The organism is Bacillus sp. JJ1566 (assembly GCF_036962685.1).
Lineage (GTDB): Bacteria > Bacillota > Bacilli > Bacillales > Bacillaceae_L > Ferdinandcohnia.
Map to the genome: position 1 here is coordinate 1 of NZ_JBALOP010000063.1, position 16,503 is coordinate 16,503.

Below are 16,503 nucleotides of genomic sequence, written 5' to 3' on the forward strand. Positions count from 1 at the left end.
GTGTAGGTGTCGGTGCTGTTACATACCTATATTTAGCATATCGTTCACGCCTATTGGAGGTCCTAATTGGTAATCGATTTGCATTTTTATCAAGGGATAGGAAAAAGGCTGTGCAGTAAGCGACAGCCTTTTTTTCGAATTCTTAATTTGTGTGTGTGGTGCGAGTTATCCCGGGTTAGAAGGTTCTTAAGGTGTTAGTCTTGGTATTCACGAAATCCTAAGCGGCGTTCAATTCGATCAACACGACGATCTAAACGCTCAATTTGGTTATCTAGTCTTTGGATTTGACGTTCTAGTTGATCGAGACGACGGTTAATGTTTGCACCGCCACCTCCAGGGAATCCTGGGAAGAATGGCTGCTGTTGTCGATAATCATAATAATACATAGTAGTATCGCTCCTTATCTTTATGAAATTACAGTAATAGTGTATGTTTATAGGGCGTTTGTGCAATGAATAAAACGCCTATTCTTATAAAGATAGGTATTCGCACAGGTAAAGGAGGAAATTGCATTGCGAATTGATAAATTACTTGCCAATCGAGGTTTTGGAAGTCGAAAAGAGGTTAAAGGTTTATTAAAATCAGGAGCTGTTCAAATAAATGGAGTTTCAATCAAAGATTCTAGTAAGCAAGTAAAGGTGGAATCTGACACGGTTACTGTTCATGGTGAAGTGATTGAATATAAGGAATTCATCTATTTAATGTTGAATAAACCTAAAGGAGTCATTTCCGCAACTGAGGATCATCTACATGATACAGTATTAGACCTGTTAGAAATGGAGGATACGGTCTACAAGCCATTTCCAGTGGGGCGTTTGGACAAGGATACGGAAGGACTGTTACTTTTAACGAATGATGGGCAGCTTGCTCATCAATTGCTTTCTCCAAAAAAGCATGTTCCAAAAACGTATTTAGCCATCATTGAAGGTGAGGTAACTATGGAGGATGTGGTGGCTTTTCGAAACGGAGTTACCCTTGATGATGGATATGAGACTATGCCGGCTACTCTTACAATCATAAGCAGTGGCTTACGTTCTGAGATTGAAATTATCATCGAGGAAGGAAAATTCCATCAAGTAAAACGAATGTTTGAGGCAGTAGGGAAACGTGTCGTCTATTTGAAAAGAATTAAAATGGGGCCATTGCCACTAGATGATACGCTTGAGCTTGGTGAATATCGTGAGCTCATGGATGAAGAGGTTATGCTTTTAAAAGGTTATACAAAAAATTAACAAGGGCTGTCTTAGTTTGACAGCCCTTTTCTCATCAGATTCTATTTTCTCCATATGTATCTGTATGAAAAGGCCTTCTAGTGTTAAGTTATTTGCTACCTTCTTCATGCGCCCCTAGTGTAGTGTTACGATATTTTGACTTTCTTCTTTGTGATGGTCCATTTTCCTCGGCTAGGGCTGCGAACCAAATCATTATATGCTAAAACATTCAAATCACGCTGAATAGTTCTTGATGTAGTTCCAAATTCATCCACAAGCTCCTGTGTTGTTACAGTCCCTTTTTCGTTAATAAACATGTAGACTGATTTGATACGAGTTAACATACGGTTTGTTGAAGGCTTCAAAAAACCACTCCTTATCATTGTTGTACATGATAAACATGCCTCAGTCTTACCTTATTGATATCCAAAAATAGCGTTTTGCAACAGGTATCACATTATCAAGCGAACAAACGTATATATATGTCCTTTTTCACCTCATTTCTTTACAGGTGCGTTTGCTATATATATATAGTTGTATCTGAATAGTATGACTATTTCTACATAAATTGTCAAATATCTTCTTTTCTCTCTCTATTATTATCATAAATTATTTCTACTATTCTGTTTTTTACATTTTTATTACATTTTGGTAAACCTTGGTCAAAATAAGGAAACTTTTTTGCGGGAAATAACGTATGAAGGAGTGGAGGGATTTTTTGTGGAACAGACATTATTGAAAGTCTCGATTCAGAATTCTGGCTATGAAGAAAATAATAAGATTATTGAAGACCTTACTTTTTCAATCTACCCAGGTGAAATCGTTGGGCTAATCGGACCGAATGGTGCTGGGAAAAGCACAACAATAAAAACAATCCTTGGATTATTAGAAAATGCCAATGGAAAAATTGATTTTATCAATAACCATACATATGCGTATATCCCTGAAAGACCGGTATTTTACGACGAATTGACTTTATGGGAGCATCTCGACTTGGCTGCAGGTGTAATGGAGATTGAAGATGTGGACTTTAATGAAAGGGCAATGAAACTAGTTAAGCTTTTCCATATGGAAAAAGTGATTCATAAGCTTCCAAGTACATTTTCTAAAGGAATGCAGCAAAAGGTAATGCTCATTACCGCGTTTCTGATAAAACCTGATATTTATATAATTGATGAACCATTTGTTGGTTTAGATCCGATGGCGATGCAGGACTTTTTAACGCTTATCGAATTGGAGAAACAGCGTGGTGCGGGAATCTTGATGAGTACTCATGTGCTAGATACTGCCGAAAAAGTATGCGATCGATTCCTATTGGTAGCAGGAGGAAGACTAAAAGCTCAAGGGAATCTTGATTGCATCCGCAGAAAAGCTAATCTACATAAAGGCTCGCTCCTCCATTGCTTTAACCAAATCGTGCAAGGTGAGTCAACCCATGAATAAAAAACTTTTTATTACTCGATTTCGTAAGGAAATAGCGTATCAGTGGGGAATATTTAGAAGTGTTGTAGACTGGACGATTTTTCTATATATATTCGTTCCTATCATTGCAGTTGGAGGTTACCATTATTATACATGGTGGTCTGAAATTCCAAATTGGGTCAATCATATCCCACTTCCATTTATATTAAGCTTGCTTTATCTGTTTTGCTGGCAGGGCCGCATTCGGACATTTTTGGAGGAAGCGGATCAATTATTTTTATTACAAAAGCGTTCCCTCATTTTAGCTTTGAAAAAATGGACAAGAAATCTATATGTGACTGGTTATAGTGTTGGGATCCTATTTTTAATTACAATTTTGGTACCCATTTTAATACATCATTACAATCTAACCTTGAATGAAATTCTTGGATTAGCGATTTATTTTATCAGCTTAAAGGCACTCATTCTTGGGTGGAAACAGTCCCTAGATGGTATTGCTTCAATATGGAAAAAAAGCTTTTACACGATTTTGGTTTTTGTAATAATTTGGGCGTTCTCCATAACACTAGTACAATGGGCCTTCAATACGTCTGTTTTATTTCTATGGTTCACCAGTCTTATTCAATGGCTTTTATTTTTGGTGAACTCTTCTAAAAGGATAAGGAGACTTACAACATTTTCGACCGATGTTGATATAGAGAAGCAAGCAAAGCTTACGTATGTAAAAAGTATTTTTGCTTTTTCCGAATACGTGGAAAAAGTACCGAGTCAAAAGAAACGGAGTCCATTTTTTTATCGAAACTCAAAACGGATCTACAAAAATCGCAATCGCAGAAGAAGCTTGCAAGAAATATGTATCAAAGTATTTTTCCGGAACAAGTCCTATTTATTTCAATGCTTGCAAATTACAAGCATTACAACGGCAGCATTGCTTATCATCCCCCCAATCTGGATCAAATGTATAATCTTTATTGGCTTTATTATCGTTCTAAGAATGTGGGTAAAGATTATAGGTAATCGGATTATGTCCAATCATTTTATTGTTAACGTAAGAAAAGATGATATTATTCGAATCCAGGCGGAACACTATATTGTGAATTTCATTTCGCTTCCTGTAATATCGATAATGGGACTATTATTAATCATGATCATCATACTGTAAGGAGAATTCAGATGGAACAAATCAACTGGCTTGAAGAAGTGGAAAAACGTAAAGATCAACTTATAAAAGATACTCAGGATTTCTTGAGAATAAAAAGTGTCCTTGATGAGGAAAATGGAACCCCAACTGCACCATTTGGGGCTGGAATTGATGAGGCACTTCATTATTTATTGGATAAAGGCAGTGAGGATGGCTTTACCTCTAAAAACCTTGATGGGTATGCGGGGCATCTTGAAATGGGTTCAGGAGAAGAATTAATCGGGATTTTATGCCATATTGATGTTGTGCCAGAAGGAGATGGCTGGTCCAGTGATCCATACGGTGCAGAAATTCATGATGGGAAAATCATTGCAAGAGGCTCATTGGACGATAAAGGACCAACAATGGCTGCGTATTATGCGATGAAAATAATCAAGGAATTAAACCTTTCGTTATCAAAGCGTGTTCGAATGATTATTGGAACAGATGAAGAAAGTGATTGGCGCTGTGTTGACCATTATTTCAAACAGGAGGAAATGCCGACAATGGGCTTTGCGCCTGATGCAGACTTTCCAATCATTTACGCAGAAAAAGGAATTGCAGATTTTGACCTTGTTCAAAAATCTGAAGCTTCTTCAGATTCTGGGCTTCATTTAGAGTCATTCAGTTCTGGCCGTCGCTATAACATGGTCCCGGATTTTGCGGAGGCAAAGCTTGAGGGTAAAGGCGCTTTACTTGAAATGGTCAATGAATTTCAGGAGTTTTTAGACAAGAACTTATTAATGGGTCGAGGCATTTGTGATGAGGATACCATTATTTTTCAGTTGGAGGGGGTATCCGCACACGGTATGGAGCCAGACCATGGGAAAAATGCCGGTCTTTATTTAGCATCCTTTTTACAAGGATATTCATTAGATGAAAGAGCAAGGGATTATTTAAGCTTTGTGAATGAGTACTTTGTTGGTGATTCAAGGGGAAGAGGCTTAGGGGTTGCTTATAGTGACGACATCACGGGAGATTTAACCATAAATGTTGGAAAACTTTCATATTCATCAGCAGAAGGTGGACGACTTGGTTTAAACCTACGTTACCCTGTAACAAATGATATGGATGGTACGAAAAAGAAACTTGAAGAAGTATGTGAGAAAATGGGCTTTGAGTTGGTGAATTACAGCAATTCTGCACCGCACCATGTGGATAAGAATCATCCATTAATTCAAACCCTTCAAAAAGTATATGAAGAACAGACGGGTGAAGAAGCGACTTTGGTTTCAATTGGTGGAGGTACATATGCCAGGTCCTTAGAAGCGGGTGTTGCGTTTGGACCTTTGTTCCCAGGACGACCTGATGTTGCTCACCAAAAGGACGAATTTATTTTAGTGAATGACTTGTTAAAAGCCACCGCCATCTACGCTCAGGCGATATATGAATTGGCAAAATAGGAGTAAATGGTTGCCCGCCCGATGGCGGGTTTTTGTTTTGACTTTTGCCATCGCTAGCTCCATGCTGAGTTTCCCTTTCCCACAAAGTTTGCTAAAATAATTGAATACTAAATGACAATAAAAGGGGCTTTCAAATGGAGCAGCAAACCCATTATTTTCTTGCAATGGCACTTCCAGCCGAAACAAAAGAATTATTATACAAATGGCGAGAAATGCTTGAACCGCGACTATCGTTTAAGTCTTGGGTTCATCCAGAGGATTTACATATTACGCTTGCCTTTTTAGGAGGGCAGGCATCATTTAGGCAGCTCACTGCAATCAAAAAGCAAATGCCTGAAATCGCGAAGCAACATAAAAGCTTTACTCTTCAATTAAATGGGTTAGGAACCTTTGGAAAATCAGATTCCCCACGAATCCTGTGGGCGGGAGTAGAGGAAAGCGAGTCATTAGGTGCTTTGCAAAAAGATGTTTATGAAGCGTGCACAGACTTGGGCTTTTCCCTTGATAAGCGACCATTTACTCCGCATATTACTATGGCGAGAAGATGGAATTCGGGAAGTCCATTTTTGCCGACACACCTAAAAGAAATCGTACAGCCAAAGGAAGATAAATCAATCTTTAAAGCGGAGCATTTTGTGTTATACCAAACTCACCTGAATCGCTCACCGAAGTATCAACCACTATCTATTTTTTCATTGAGTTAAAAAGGGGAATTTTCAATGAGATATGTTAAGATTTGTATTCAAATCGCCCTTTTGTATTTGATTTATTGGGTTGGAACCTTGATCCAAGGGCTTTTACACACATCCATACCTGGAAGTATTATTGGGATGATTTTGTTATTTTTATTGTTACAGACAAAAATAATCAAAGAAAAATGGTTAGGGGATGGGGCACAATTTCTACTCAACATTTTAGCACTTCTCTTTGTACCGGCAACCGTTGGGATTATGGATTATTTATCATTTTTTAACGGTAAGGGCATTATTACGGTAGCCATTGTGTTAGTGAGTACATTTCTTGTCATGCTAATTTCAGGTGTAACAGGTGAAAAAATGGCGACCAGAAAAAAGCAAAACAAGAATGTCGAGGAGGGCTTCGGGGCGTGAACATCGTTTTTACTACTGCTTCAATCGTTTGTACGATTATTATTTTCCTTTTGATGACAAGGCTGTATAAACGAATTACTCACCCGTTGCTTGTCCCAATTGCAACAACTACATTTATAATCCTTATTTTCTTACTCATCTTCTCCATACCATATGAAACATATATGTTGGGTGGTAAATGGATTGATGAACTACTTGGCCCGGCTGTTGTAGCATTGGCTTATCCTTTATATCAAAATCGCAAATCTTTAAAAGAGTTTTTCTTGCCAATTATTATAGGTATTTTTGTAGGTTCAACGACTGGAATAGCAACTGGTCTTTATTTTTCAAAAGTATTAGCAATAGATCCTGAAATCATGCTATCAATTGCTCCAAAATCCGTTACAACACCGGTTGCGATGGATATTGCAAGTGTAACAGGTGGAGTTCCTGCGCTTGCGGCTGTGTACGTTATGATTGCTGGAATTTCAGGAGCGATGTTTGGTCCATACCTTTTAAGAATGGTGAAGGTCGATCACTTTGTGGGAGTTGGTTTGGGGTTCGGAACCGCATCACATGGAATTGGTACATCAAGGGCGCTGGAAATAGGAACAAACGAAGGAGCAATAAGCTCGATTGCGATGATCCTGAGCGCTGTTTATACGTCGATTATATTGCCGATATTGGTTTCTCTTTTACTATAGGATTATGTCTAGCTCCAGGAGCCATCGGCTCGAGGTCACAAGCCAATCGCTTCTGAAGGAAAGAAGCGCCTTCTGTCAGCGCTTGTTTTGTGCTTGTCGCCGATATGCAGGCTCCTTGCGCTTTTCTTAAGGGGTGTAATTAATTGGGACAATTAATAAAAATGATGGATTATGTTTCACGGTATGAGGTGGATATGTTTCGGTATCCCGGACAGTTCATCCGCCTGAAAAAGCAACAATGGGGTAAGACGAAAGCAAAAGAAACAGAAGCTGTTGATATTGATAAACTTAAACAACAATTTCTTGATCATATTTTCGATTTTCAGATGAAGTGGGCAAGTTCAACGGTCCGCGAAAAATCGTATGTCGACATGGAATTATACAAGGATCCGAATTTAAAATATTTCCTCCAGCGATTTCCGGATACCTATCTTGTTCTATATAGGCCAATCTTTAAATTGAAAAAAGCACCAGTTGAAGTGGAAATCATTATCATTAGCCCTACAACAACTTGGCTTATCACGATCCTTGAAGGTGATGAAAACAGTGTGTTTTTAGGTTCAAATGAACGTTTTTGGACAGAAAAAAGCGGGCGCAATGATAAAAAAGTGTTATCACCGATGATTGAACTTGATCGGATGGATGGGATTGTCCGCACAATTTATTCTCTATATGGAATCGATCTGCCCATTCGAAAAGTGATTCTGAATCGAACAGGTTACTTTGATTTTCCGCTTGTACCTTATGATGTAGAATTAGTGGAAAAAAGAAATTATGAAGAGTGGTTTACTTCTTTAAGGAAAATGAGTTCTCCATTAAAACATATGCAATTAAAAGCAGGCAATGCTCTACTGCAATACTGTCAGACAGTTTGTGTGCGTAGAATGGATTAGGATGCATAAGCATCCTCGTGTCTAGTTCCAGGAGCATGCCACTTTTCTTTGTATTGCCTTCTTTTCAATTATAAAATACTATTAAAGCATGAATGTCGTATCGTCTAGAGGAAAAACTATGAAACTATTAATTTTTATTGTGAATCAAAAGGCTGGAAATGGAAAGGGATTAAAGGTTTGGAACAAGCTCAAGCGAGAGCTTGAACGGAAAAAAGTCTATTACCGTTCATTCTTTACAAAATACCCAAATCATGCGCAGGAATTGGCACGGCAAATAGGCTCTATGTTTGAAGACAAGGTCGAGGCCGTTATCGCTGTTGGCGGGGATGGAACGATTAATGAGGTAGTGGGTGGCATGGTGTATTACCCCGAGATAAAAGTGGGCTTTATCCCTGCTGGGTCTGGAAATGATTTTTCAAGAGGATTTAATGTTCCCAAGTCACCACTAGCCGCACTTACCTTTATACTTCGTAACAAGGCAAGTAAGGGAAAATGGTTTGATATCGGAAAATGCAAGATTCGAGGAAAATCAACTAGTTCTTATTTTGTGAGTAGCTTAGGTACTGGCTTTGATGCAGCAGTTTCGAAGTTAACAAATGAATCGAAAATGAAAAAGTATTTAAATAAAATTCATTTGGGGTCTTTAGCCTATGTTGGAGCCCTTATTCGCCTTCTTTTTTCCTACCGGCTTACGGATGTTTCGTTACATGTAGATGGAAAAGATTTTAAATATGAGAATGTTTGGTTTGTAACAGTATCAAATCAGCCATTTTATGGTGGGGGTATGAAAATTGCCCCAAAAGCTAAACCAATGGATGGTTTCTTTGATGTTATTGTCGTTCATAATCTTTCAAGAATAAAGCTCTTATTGGTTTTTGTCACTGTGTTCTTTGGGGCTCATACAAGGTTTAAAGAAATAGCTCAACATCGAGGAATAAATATCAAGGTAGAATCGGATGAGAAAATGCTAGTGCATGCAGATGGTGAATTAATTGGACAACTCCCTGTACAGGTGGAAGTCCAACATCGAAAACTTCCTTTTTTAGTCAAATAAGACTAATCGGTATCATTTACCAGTGTTGTTTTTCCTATTTATCCTAGCTAAATTGTTACTTTTTCTTGACTTTAATTGTATTTGAACGCTAAAATTTAGTAAGATAGCTATTGTTATATAGATCATCAATAGCTGTCTTTTTTAATGTCTAGCTTCAGGCGCCATCGGTTCTCTGGTCTAAGTCAATCGCTTCGGAAGGTAAGTGCTCCTTCTGTCAGCGCTCGTCTTATGCTTGTCACCTAAGGCTGCGCGCCTTGCGCTTTTCTATTTATAATTATTAGGAAATGTTGTGTTGAAATTGGAGATAAACTGGCTTACATACGTATTAGGCAACGAGTGGGAATTCTCCCCAGCGGGTGGTGCAACGGGAGACGCGTATTTTGCCCAATTAAAAGATAAAAAAATATTTCTAAAAAGAAATTCATCCCCTTTCCTGGCCGTTCTATCTGCAGAGGGTATTGTCCCAAAGTTAATATGGACAAAACGCTTGGAAAATGGTGATGTTGTGACTGCACAACAGTGGCTAAGTGGTAGAGAACTAAAGCCAGTTGACATGATTGGTGGAAATGTAGCAGGCTTACTAAAAAAAATTCACAAGTCGGATGAACTTTTAGAAATGCTAAGACGTATAGGAAAGAAGCCTATCGAAGCTAAGGATGTGCTACAAGATGTTGTAAGCAAATTACATCCTGATTTACTTGAAATTGATATTGTGAACAAAGCTATCCATTTCTTAGAGCAAGAACAAGATAATGTTAAAACGAACCAAAACGTCGTTTGCCATTCAGATGTCAATCATAATAATTGGTTATTATCAGATGATAATGAACTCTACTTAATTGATTGGGATGGAGCGATGATTGCGGATCCTGCCGTAGATATTGGTATGCTTTTACATTGGTATATAAAAAAAGAAGACTGGCCAAATTGGATCAGTCTTTACGGAATGGAATTAACGGATCATTTACTTCTCCGTATGAAATGGTATGTGGTTGCCCAATCACTAAATCTCTTAGGATGGTATCAGCTTAAAAAGAAGGATAAAGAAGTTCTTCATTGGCTGCAATATTTAGAAAAGTTACTATGAGTATTGGTCAATATCGGATATCCACTGACTGATTTGATTTTGATGAGATTCAATATGGTTATCAAGATGCTGGGTATATTGACCTTGCTGACTATACGAATAGACGTCAGTTAAAACTTGTTTTACACTCTGGTCAATATTCGGATTTGCAATTAGTGATTGAATTAATCTTCCTAATTGTTCACATTCAGAAACTGTACCACAGCAATCCATTTGATGATTGGATAATATATCTTTTAAAATATCCATTTGGTGTGTATGATCTAGAGGCATTACAAACACTTCCTTTTTGATGTTGTCTATATACTACATTTCCATGAAACGCTTCTTTTTATACGGTGTAAAACTGGAAACTCACCCATCGGTGGGTTTCTTTTTTGGAGGCAAAAATTATAAAAGAGCCTTGCACGAATGGTAGGGACATGTTATTCTTTTGTGCGATATAACTTAAATGAGGTGGCAATCATGCGTTTACGCAATAAACCGTGGGCAAAGGAAAAATTAGCGTCATACCCACATTACGTAATCGAAAATCCAGTTGAACATAAAGGGAACTGGAATCAAATTTTTGGAAATGATAATCCGATTCATATAGAAGTAGGTACTGGAAAAGGCAGATTTGTTACGGAAATGGCAAAAGCACATCCTGATATCAACTATATCGGGATAGAAGTATATGAAAGTGTGATTGTCTCGGCTTTAGACCTTGTCATTGAGGCAGACATTCCGAATATCAAATTATTAAATCAAAATGCAGTTAACCTTAGGGACTTTTTTGAAAAAGATGAAATAGACCGCGTTTATCTTAATTTTAGTGATCCTTGGCCAAAGTCACGTCATGATAAACGTCGCTTAACCTACAAAACATTTCTAAAAATGTATGAGGATATTCTAGTTGATGAGGGGGAAATCCATTTTAAAACAGATAATCGAGGGTTATTTGAATTTTCGCTTAAAAGTTTTTCGGAATATGGTCTCCTTTTAACTTTTGTAAGTCTTGATTTGCATAAATCTGATTTTGAAGGAAATATCATGACAGAGTACGAAGAAAAGTTTTCAGAGATGGGACATCCCATTTATCGCTCTGAAGTTCGATATCAAAATAAATAGCCTTCACTTATCCCATGAACCATTCGGTTTATGGGTTTTTTTATTAAAAGGCGAGCCGAAATTCGCAGAATAATGATAAAATGAAGGCATCATGCCTAGAGGGGTGGGGAAAGAATGGAGCAGCTGGTAATTGGTGATATTACACTTACTTGGCTTAATGGCGGAGTCACAAATTTAGATGGAGGGGCTATGTTTGGCGTTGTCCCTAAACCATTATGGTCAAGAAAGTATCCACATAATGAAAAAAATCAAATTGAGCTTCGAACAGATCCAATTCTTGTTAAAGCAGGTACAAAGAATATTTTAATCGAATCTGGAATTGGCAATGGAAAACTAACAGATAAACTGAAACGAAATTTTGGCGTTTTTGAGGAATCTTCAATTGATCGATCATTAGCAGAACTAGGACTTACAACGCGCGATATTGATATCGTCTTAATGACCCATCTTCATTTTGATCATGCTTGTGGTCTTACAAAATGGGAACACGATAAATTGGTTCCTACATTTGAGAACGCTGTCATTTATGCTTCTAGCGTAGAATGGGAAGAAATGCGAAATCCAAATATCCGTTCAAAAGCGACATATTGGAAGGAGAATTGGGAAGCAATTGAACATCAAGTGAAAATATTTACTGAGAAGCTTGAAGTTATCGAAGGAATTACAATGGTACATACAGGTGGTCATAGTGATGGTCATTCCATCATCTTATTTGAAAGCCAAAAGAAAAAAGCGATTCATATGGCTGATATTATGCCAACTCATGCACATCAAAATGTGTTATGGGTAATGGCATATGATGATTATCCAATGAAATCAATTGAGCAAAAACAAAAATGGATGGGTGAGGGGCTCGAACAAGAAGCATGGTATGTTTTTTATCATGATGCTTATTATCGGGCAATAAAATGGAATCAAGCAGGAGAAGTGATTGATTCCTTGAAAAAAGTTCGGAAATAAAAAAAGGCTTATAGGATTGTCGTCCTATAAGCTACAAAGGATTCACCTCTAAAATGGAACCTGTTTTGGCATCCATAACGAATTCATATTGGTGGCTTTCTTGATCAATTTTACGGGAAATGCCACCTTTGTACACTTGATACCGAATGCCTGACTTCGAGTAATCTTCGGGATTCATTTGAATCCAGGACCCTTCAATGGGGCCATTTTGTTTGAAGGCTTCTTTTGCTAATTTTAAGGCCCTATCACCGGGGATCGTGGAGTCACTTAGTGCTTCCTTCAAAAGGAGAGCACTTGCAAAACCGACGCCAAAGCCAAGTAAAAATTTATTCCAGCTCATCATGTCCCTCCTAACCGACTTAATCCATACTACAAGTATACCTGATTTTTTAAAATTCGCTATGTTAGCTATGGTAACAAAAAAACAATTTCGATATACTAAATAATGTACATATATAGTATTAAAAAAACGGCACGTTTATAACTTGGAAGGAGAATGAAATTGAAACAAGATACACTAGAGCTTTTTAAAACGTTAACCGAGCTTCCTGGAGCTTCAGGAAACGAACACCAGGTAAGAAAGTTTATGCGCTCCCAGCTAGAAAAATACTCAGATGAGGTTGTACAAGATCGATTAGGTAGTATTTTTGGAGTACGTCGCGGTGAAGCGAATGGTCCAACAGTCATGGTCGCAGGCCATATGGACGAAGTTGGATTCATGATCACTTCAATCACAGAAAATGGCATGCTTCGTTTCCAAACACTAGGCGGCTGGTGGAGCCAGGTGCTATTAGCACAACGAGTTCAAATTATTACAGATAATGGCCCTGTTATCGGGGTAATTGGATCAATTCCGCCACATCTCTTGGAAGAGAGTCAACGAAATAAACCAATGGATATTAAGAATATGTTAATTGATATTGGTGCTGATGATCGTGAAGATGCGATTCGGATTGGCATTAAGCCTGGTCAACAAGTTGTTCCGATTTGTCCATTTACACCAATGGCCAATGAAAAGAAAATTTTAGCAAAAGCATGGGATAACCGGTATGGCTGTGGTTTATCCATTGAATTGTTAAAGGAACTTCAAGGAGTCGAGCTACCGAATACCCTTTATTCTGGAGCAACTGTACAAGAAGAGGTTGGTTTAAGAGGAGCAAGAACTTCTGCAGCCATGATAAAACCGGATATTTTCTATGCGCTTGATGCAAGTCCGGCAAATGATATGTCAGGAGATAAAAATGCATTTGGTAAACTTGGAAACGGCGCTTTACTTCGTATTTTTGACCGTTCGATGATTACGCATCGTGGCATGCGTGAATTTATTTTGGATACAGCAGAATCAAATAACATTAAGTATCAATACTTTATTTCTCAAGGTGGAACAGATGCGGGTCAAGTTCATCTTTCAAATGAAGGTGTGCCATCAGCAGTTATTGGTATTTGTTCACGTTATATCCATACACATGCTTCAATTATTCATGTGGACGACTATGCAGCTGCAAAAGAATTACTTGTTACTCTAGTTAAGTCATCTGACCGTACAACTGTGGATACCATTCGTCAAAATGGATAAAATTAAGTAAACAATTAATGTGCTCGGCATCTGCCGAGCATTCATTTTGGTAATGAGGTGGTTTACATGTTACAAGTTGCAATTGGAACGAAAAATCCTGCGAAAGTAGATGCAATTAAGAATGGATTTGATGGTATTGAAGCAAACTTTTTGTCTTCATCCGTATCTTCAGGCGTAGCTGCCCAGCCATTTTCAGATGAGGAGACCATTCAAGGTGCAATTAATCGCGCTAAATCAGCTCTCGAGCATGTTGGTGCTGACCTTGGAATTGGACTAGAGGGTGGCGTTGTTGAAACTGAATTTGGGATGTTTCTATGTAATTGGGGCGCTATTATTGACAAAAATAATGAACCGATCATTGCAGGTGGAGCGAGAATCCTCCTCCCAGATGAGATAGCCAGGGAATTAAGAAAGGGTATCGAGCTCGGGGATGTTATGGAGGATTTCACAAAACAAAAAGACATTCGAAAGGCTGAAGGTGCAATTGGCATCTTCACGAATCATTATGTTAATCGAAATGACATGTTTACCCATGTTGTAAAACTCCTAGTGGGTCAATATACATACAAGAAAAATGCGTAAGTATTCCTAGAATTAAAATGGTACTTATTTCTTATTGATAAAAATTTAAAAATTAGTCTTGCAACCTAGAATTTAATAGGTTTATTATAGAAAATAGAGAAATAAGGTAAGTCTACCTATTTAAGGGGTGAGAGAAAATGAAACTGGGGAAGGTCCTTTTTCTAACCTTACTAATGATAGTAGGACTTTTGTCAGGTTGTTCATCAGTAGAAGATGAATCTAAGGAAACGGTTACATCTGTCGAAACTGCTTTTAACGCCCAACCTGAAAAAGCAAATAGTGAAAATGGAGAAGTATCCTTTTATCTACCATCAACTATGAAGATAGAAAAGAAGGATAAAAATAACGTAATCCTTCAAAAAGATAATCAAACCTTTATTTTATTTATCAATCCAATTGAAGAACGGACCAGTGATGTCCTATATAAGGAAATCGTTGCCAAGGAATTTGCAGTCGACAAAACTTATACAGGCAATGAGCGATATGGATATGTTAAAGCATTTGAAACTAAGGACAAGCTTTACCTTGTAACTGTAGGAATTGGCGGTATAAAAATGACAACAGAGGTGAAGCTTGGCGATATGTCGGAGAATGCTTCGGAAATGATGAAAATCGTTTCATCCGTTCAATACTAAATCTAAGGTTAAAGCCCCGCGACTCGTTAGGGGCTTTTATTTGTTTTTAGTAAAAGAATATATGATAATAAGTGCATACAGATTTGGAGGTTATGAACATGAAGAAACTTGAACATATAGATCAATATCAAGAGATTATCCAAAACGGAAAGAACATTCTAATGTTTTCAGCAGATTGGTGTCCAGACTGCCGTTTTATCGACCCATTTTTACCTGAAATTGAAAGTACCTTTTCTGACTATACATTTTACTATGTAGATCGTGATGAATTTATCGATTTATGTGCGACTTTAAATGTGTTTGGTATCCCTAGCTTTGTAGCATATGAGGATGGAAAAGAAACTGGTCGATTTGTGAGTAAAGACCGTAAAACGAAGGAAGAAATTGAACAATTCATTAATGAGCTCTCTTAAGAACATTGAAAAGAGAGGAGAGTGATACAATGGACTCGAAAAATTATAGGAAAATGGACTCAAAAAAATTAAAGAAAATCATTCAAGATAAACTTGCAGATCATAACTGGCATTTTGCCTTTGATCCTAAAAAGGATACGTTGCGGATTGAGGACAAGGAAACGAAAAAAGGAATGACGGTGACGCTGCCTGGAATTGTAGCGAAATATCAAGAAGAAGGCCCAGCAAGTGTTGATGAAGTCATTTATTATATTGAAGAATCGTTAATGGTAATGAATAGTGAGCTTGTGCTTGAAGGAAAAGAAAAAAATATTTTTCCGGTTATTCGTTCAACCTCGTTCCCAACTCAATCTAATGATGGGGAAGATTTAGTGTACGATGAGCATACTGCAGAAACAAGAATTTATTATGCACTTGATCTTGGAAAAACATACCGTTTGATTGATCAGAGGTTGCTAAAAAAGGAAAATTGGAAGTTTGAACGGATTCGTGAAATTGCAAGGTTCAATCTTCGTTCATTAGATGTTTCGTACAAAACGGATGAGGTTGCAGGAAATACCTTTTATTTTATTAATAAAAATGATGGGTATGATGCCAGCCGTATTTTGAATGATGCATTTTTACAAAAAATGAGCCAGCAAATAAAAGGAACGATGGCAGTCGCTGTGCCACATCAGGATGTTTTGATAATAGTTGATGTACAAAATGAAACGGGGTATGACATTCTTGCACAGATGACTATGAGCTTTTTTGCAAGTGGACGTGTTCCGATTACGGCGCTCTCATTTCTATATGATGATGGTGAGCTTGAGCCGATTTTTATCCTTGGGAAAAATCGACCAAGAAGATAATGTGAAACTTCAAACAGTGGGGCACTGCATTTCCCACTGTTTGTTAGTTGAACCAATCGGGCTTTTACGGGCAGTTATCCCCACCTAAGGGGGGATTATACTGCCTGTTAATGCGGGATAAAATGTACTCTACCAAAAGTCGCTAGGAAAACTAGCGGCTTTTTTGTTACAATAAAGTGAAACTACAATCAGTAGGGGATTTTTTTATCCCCTACTGATTGTTAGTCGAACCAATCGGGCTTTTACGGGCAGTTATTATTCACCTAAATACATCTTTGTCTATATTAAAATTGTATTTAGATGGGAATCCTACTGCCCGTTAATGCGGGATAAG

Annotated in this window: 21 protein-coding genes; 17 read left to right on the top strand and 4 right to left on the bottom strand. The window is 37.8% G+C overall.

All coding sequences use genetic code 11. The features are described 5' to 3' along the window. Positions 1–194: 194 nt before the first annotated feature. A complete protein-coding gene (locus tag V7112_RS21390) occupies positions 195–386 on the bottom strand; it encodes a hypothetical protein (RefSeq protein WP_335423573.1) in 192 nt (63 codons plus the stop codon). Positions 387–512: 126 nt separating this feature from the next. On the opposite strand from V7112_RS21390, the gene V7112_RS21395 reads away from it, so the two are divergent. After that, on the top strand, positions 513–1,232 hold the full coding sequence (locus tag V7112_RS21395; protein WP_335423574.1) for a pseudouridine synthase: 720 nt from the start codon (positions 513–515) through the stop codon (positions 1,230–1,232). A gap of 125 nt (positions 1,233–1,357) precedes the next feature. Here the strand turns inward: V7112_RS21395 and V7112_RS21400 are convergent, their stop codons facing one another. Beyond that, complete coding sequence (locus tag V7112_RS21400; protein ID WP_335423575.1) at positions 1,358–1,576, bottom strand: DeoR family transcriptional regulator; 219 nt, start codon at positions 1,574–1,576, stop codon at positions 1,358–1,360. Positions 1,577–1,931: 355 nt separating this feature from the next. Here V7112_RS21400 and V7112_RS21405 point away from each other — a divergent pair, with 355 nt between their 5' ends. The 9 genes from V7112_RS21405 to V7112_RS21445 all read left to right on the top strand — a co-directional run bounded on the left by V7112_RS21405 (position 1,932) and on the right by V7112_RS21445 (position 10,042). Further along, positions 1,932–2,654 (top strand): ABC transporter ATP-binding protein, encoded by a 723-nt coding sequence (locus V7112_RS21405; RefSeq protein ID WP_335423576.1) that lies wholly within the window; start codon positions 1,932–1,934, stop codon positions 2,652–2,654. Further along, positions 2,647–3,795, top strand: a complete 1,149-nt coding sequence (locus V7112_RS21410) for an ABC transporter permease (RefSeq protein ID WP_335423577.1) — start codon at positions 2,647–2,649, stop codon at positions 3,793–3,795. The genes V7112_RS21405 and V7112_RS21410 overlap by 8 nt, the downstream gene beginning before the upstream one ends. Positions 3,796–3,806: 11 nt before the next feature. After that, entirely contained in the window at positions 3,807–5,216 is a 1,410-nt protein-coding gene (pepV, locus tag V7112_RS21415) for a dipeptidase PepV (protein ID WP_335423579.1), read from the top strand. Positions 5,217–5,350: 134 nt separating this feature from the next. Continuing rightward, the gene (gene thpR, locus V7112_RS21420) at positions 5,351–5,920 is read left to right on the top strand and encodes an RNA 2',3'-cyclic phosphodiesterase (protein WP_335423582.1); all 570 of its coding nucleotides are present in this window, start codon (positions 5,351–5,353) and stop codon (positions 5,918–5,920) included. A 15-nt stretch (positions 5,921–5,935) separates the two neighbouring features. Continuing rightward, positions 5,936–6,325, top strand: a complete 390-nt coding sequence (locus V7112_RS21425; RefSeq protein ID WP_335423584.1) for a CidA/LrgA family holin-like protein — start codon at positions 5,936–5,938, stop codon at positions 6,323–6,325. After that, entirely contained in the window at positions 6,322–7,008 is a 687-nt protein-coding gene (locus tag V7112_RS21430; RefSeq protein ID WP_335423586.1) for an LrgB family protein, read from the top strand. The genes V7112_RS21425 and V7112_RS21430 overlap by 4 nt, the downstream gene beginning before the upstream one ends. A 143-nt stretch (positions 7,009–7,151) precedes the next feature. Continuing rightward, positions 7,152–7,901, top strand: a complete 750-nt coding sequence (locus V7112_RS21435; protein ID WP_335423588.1) for an NERD domain-containing protein — start codon at positions 7,152–7,154, stop codon at positions 7,899–7,901. Between the two features lie 118 nt (positions 7,902–8,019). After that, the gene (locus V7112_RS21440) at positions 8,020–8,955 is read left to right on the top strand and encodes a diacylglycerol/lipid kinase family protein (RefSeq protein WP_335423590.1); all 936 of its coding nucleotides are present in this window, start codon (positions 8,020–8,022) and stop codon (positions 8,953–8,955) included. A gap of 298 nt (positions 8,956–9,253) precedes the next feature. Beyond that, a complete protein-coding gene (locus tag V7112_RS21445) occupies positions 9,254–10,042 on the top strand; it encodes a phosphotransferase family protein (RefSeq protein ID WP_335423700.1) in 789 nt (262 codons plus the stop codon). Here V7112_RS21445 and V7112_RS21450 read toward each other — a convergent pair. Beyond that, entirely contained in the window at positions 10,037–10,315 is a 279-nt protein-coding gene (locus V7112_RS21450) for a YtzH-like family protein (RefSeq protein ID WP_229140937.1), read from the bottom strand. The two genes, V7112_RS21445 and V7112_RS21450, sit on opposite strands and share 6 nt — an antisense overlap. Before the next feature lie 192 nt (positions 10,316–10,507). Here V7112_RS21450 and trmB point away from each other — a divergent pair, with 192 nt between their 5' ends. Both trmB and V7112_RS21460 read left to right on the top strand, forming a co-directional pair. After that, entirely contained in the window at positions 10,508–11,152 is a 645-nt protein-coding gene (gene trmB, locus V7112_RS21455; protein ID WP_335423592.1) for a tRNA (guanosine(46)-N7)-methyltransferase TrmB, read from the top strand. 114 nt (positions 11,153–11,266) lie between these two features. Continuing rightward, positions 11,267–12,112: a YtnP family quorum-quenching lactonase gene (locus V7112_RS21460; RefSeq protein WP_335423594.1), complete on the top strand. Its 846-nt coding sequence runs from the start codon at positions 11,267–11,269 to the stop codon at positions 12,110–12,112. A gap of 31 nt (positions 12,113–12,143) precedes the next feature. Here the strand turns inward: V7112_RS21460 and V7112_RS21465 are convergent, their stop codons facing one another. Beyond that, the gene (locus tag V7112_RS21465) at positions 12,144–12,452 is read right to left on the bottom strand and encodes a PepSY domain-containing protein (protein ID WP_335423596.1); all 309 of its coding nucleotides are present in this window, start codon (positions 12,450–12,452) and stop codon (positions 12,144–12,146) included. Between the two features lie 156 nt (positions 12,453–12,608). Between V7112_RS21465 and V7112_RS21470 the strand changes: the two genes are divergently transcribed. From V7112_RS21470 to V7112_RS21490, 5 genes are all read left to right on the top strand, one after another. Beyond that, a complete protein-coding gene (locus tag V7112_RS21470) occupies positions 12,609–13,688 on the top strand; it encodes a M42 family metallopeptidase (protein ID WP_438823933.1) in 1,080 nt (359 codons plus the stop codon). Between the two features lie 66 nt (positions 13,689–13,754). Beyond that, a complete protein-coding gene (locus V7112_RS21475) occupies positions 13,755–14,270 on the top strand; it encodes a DUF84 family protein (RefSeq protein WP_335423599.1) in 516 nt (171 codons plus the stop codon). A 137-nt stretch (positions 14,271–14,407) separates the two neighbouring features. After that, on the top strand, positions 14,408–14,905 hold the full coding sequence (locus V7112_RS21480) for a hypothetical protein (protein ID WP_335423601.1): 498 nt from the start codon (positions 14,408–14,410) through the stop codon (positions 14,903–14,905). 98 nt (positions 14,906–15,003) lie between these two features. Next, on the top strand, positions 15,004–15,318 hold the full coding sequence (locus tag V7112_RS21485; RefSeq protein WP_335423603.1) for a thioredoxin family protein: 315 nt from the start codon (positions 15,004–15,006) through the stop codon (positions 15,316–15,318). 53 nt (positions 15,319–15,371) lie between these two features. Next, positions 15,372–16,169, top strand: a complete 798-nt coding sequence (locus tag V7112_RS21490; RefSeq protein ID WP_335423703.1) for a DUF1444 domain-containing protein — start codon at positions 15,372–15,374, stop codon at positions 16,167–16,169. Positions 16,170–16,503: the final 334 nt, after the last annotated feature.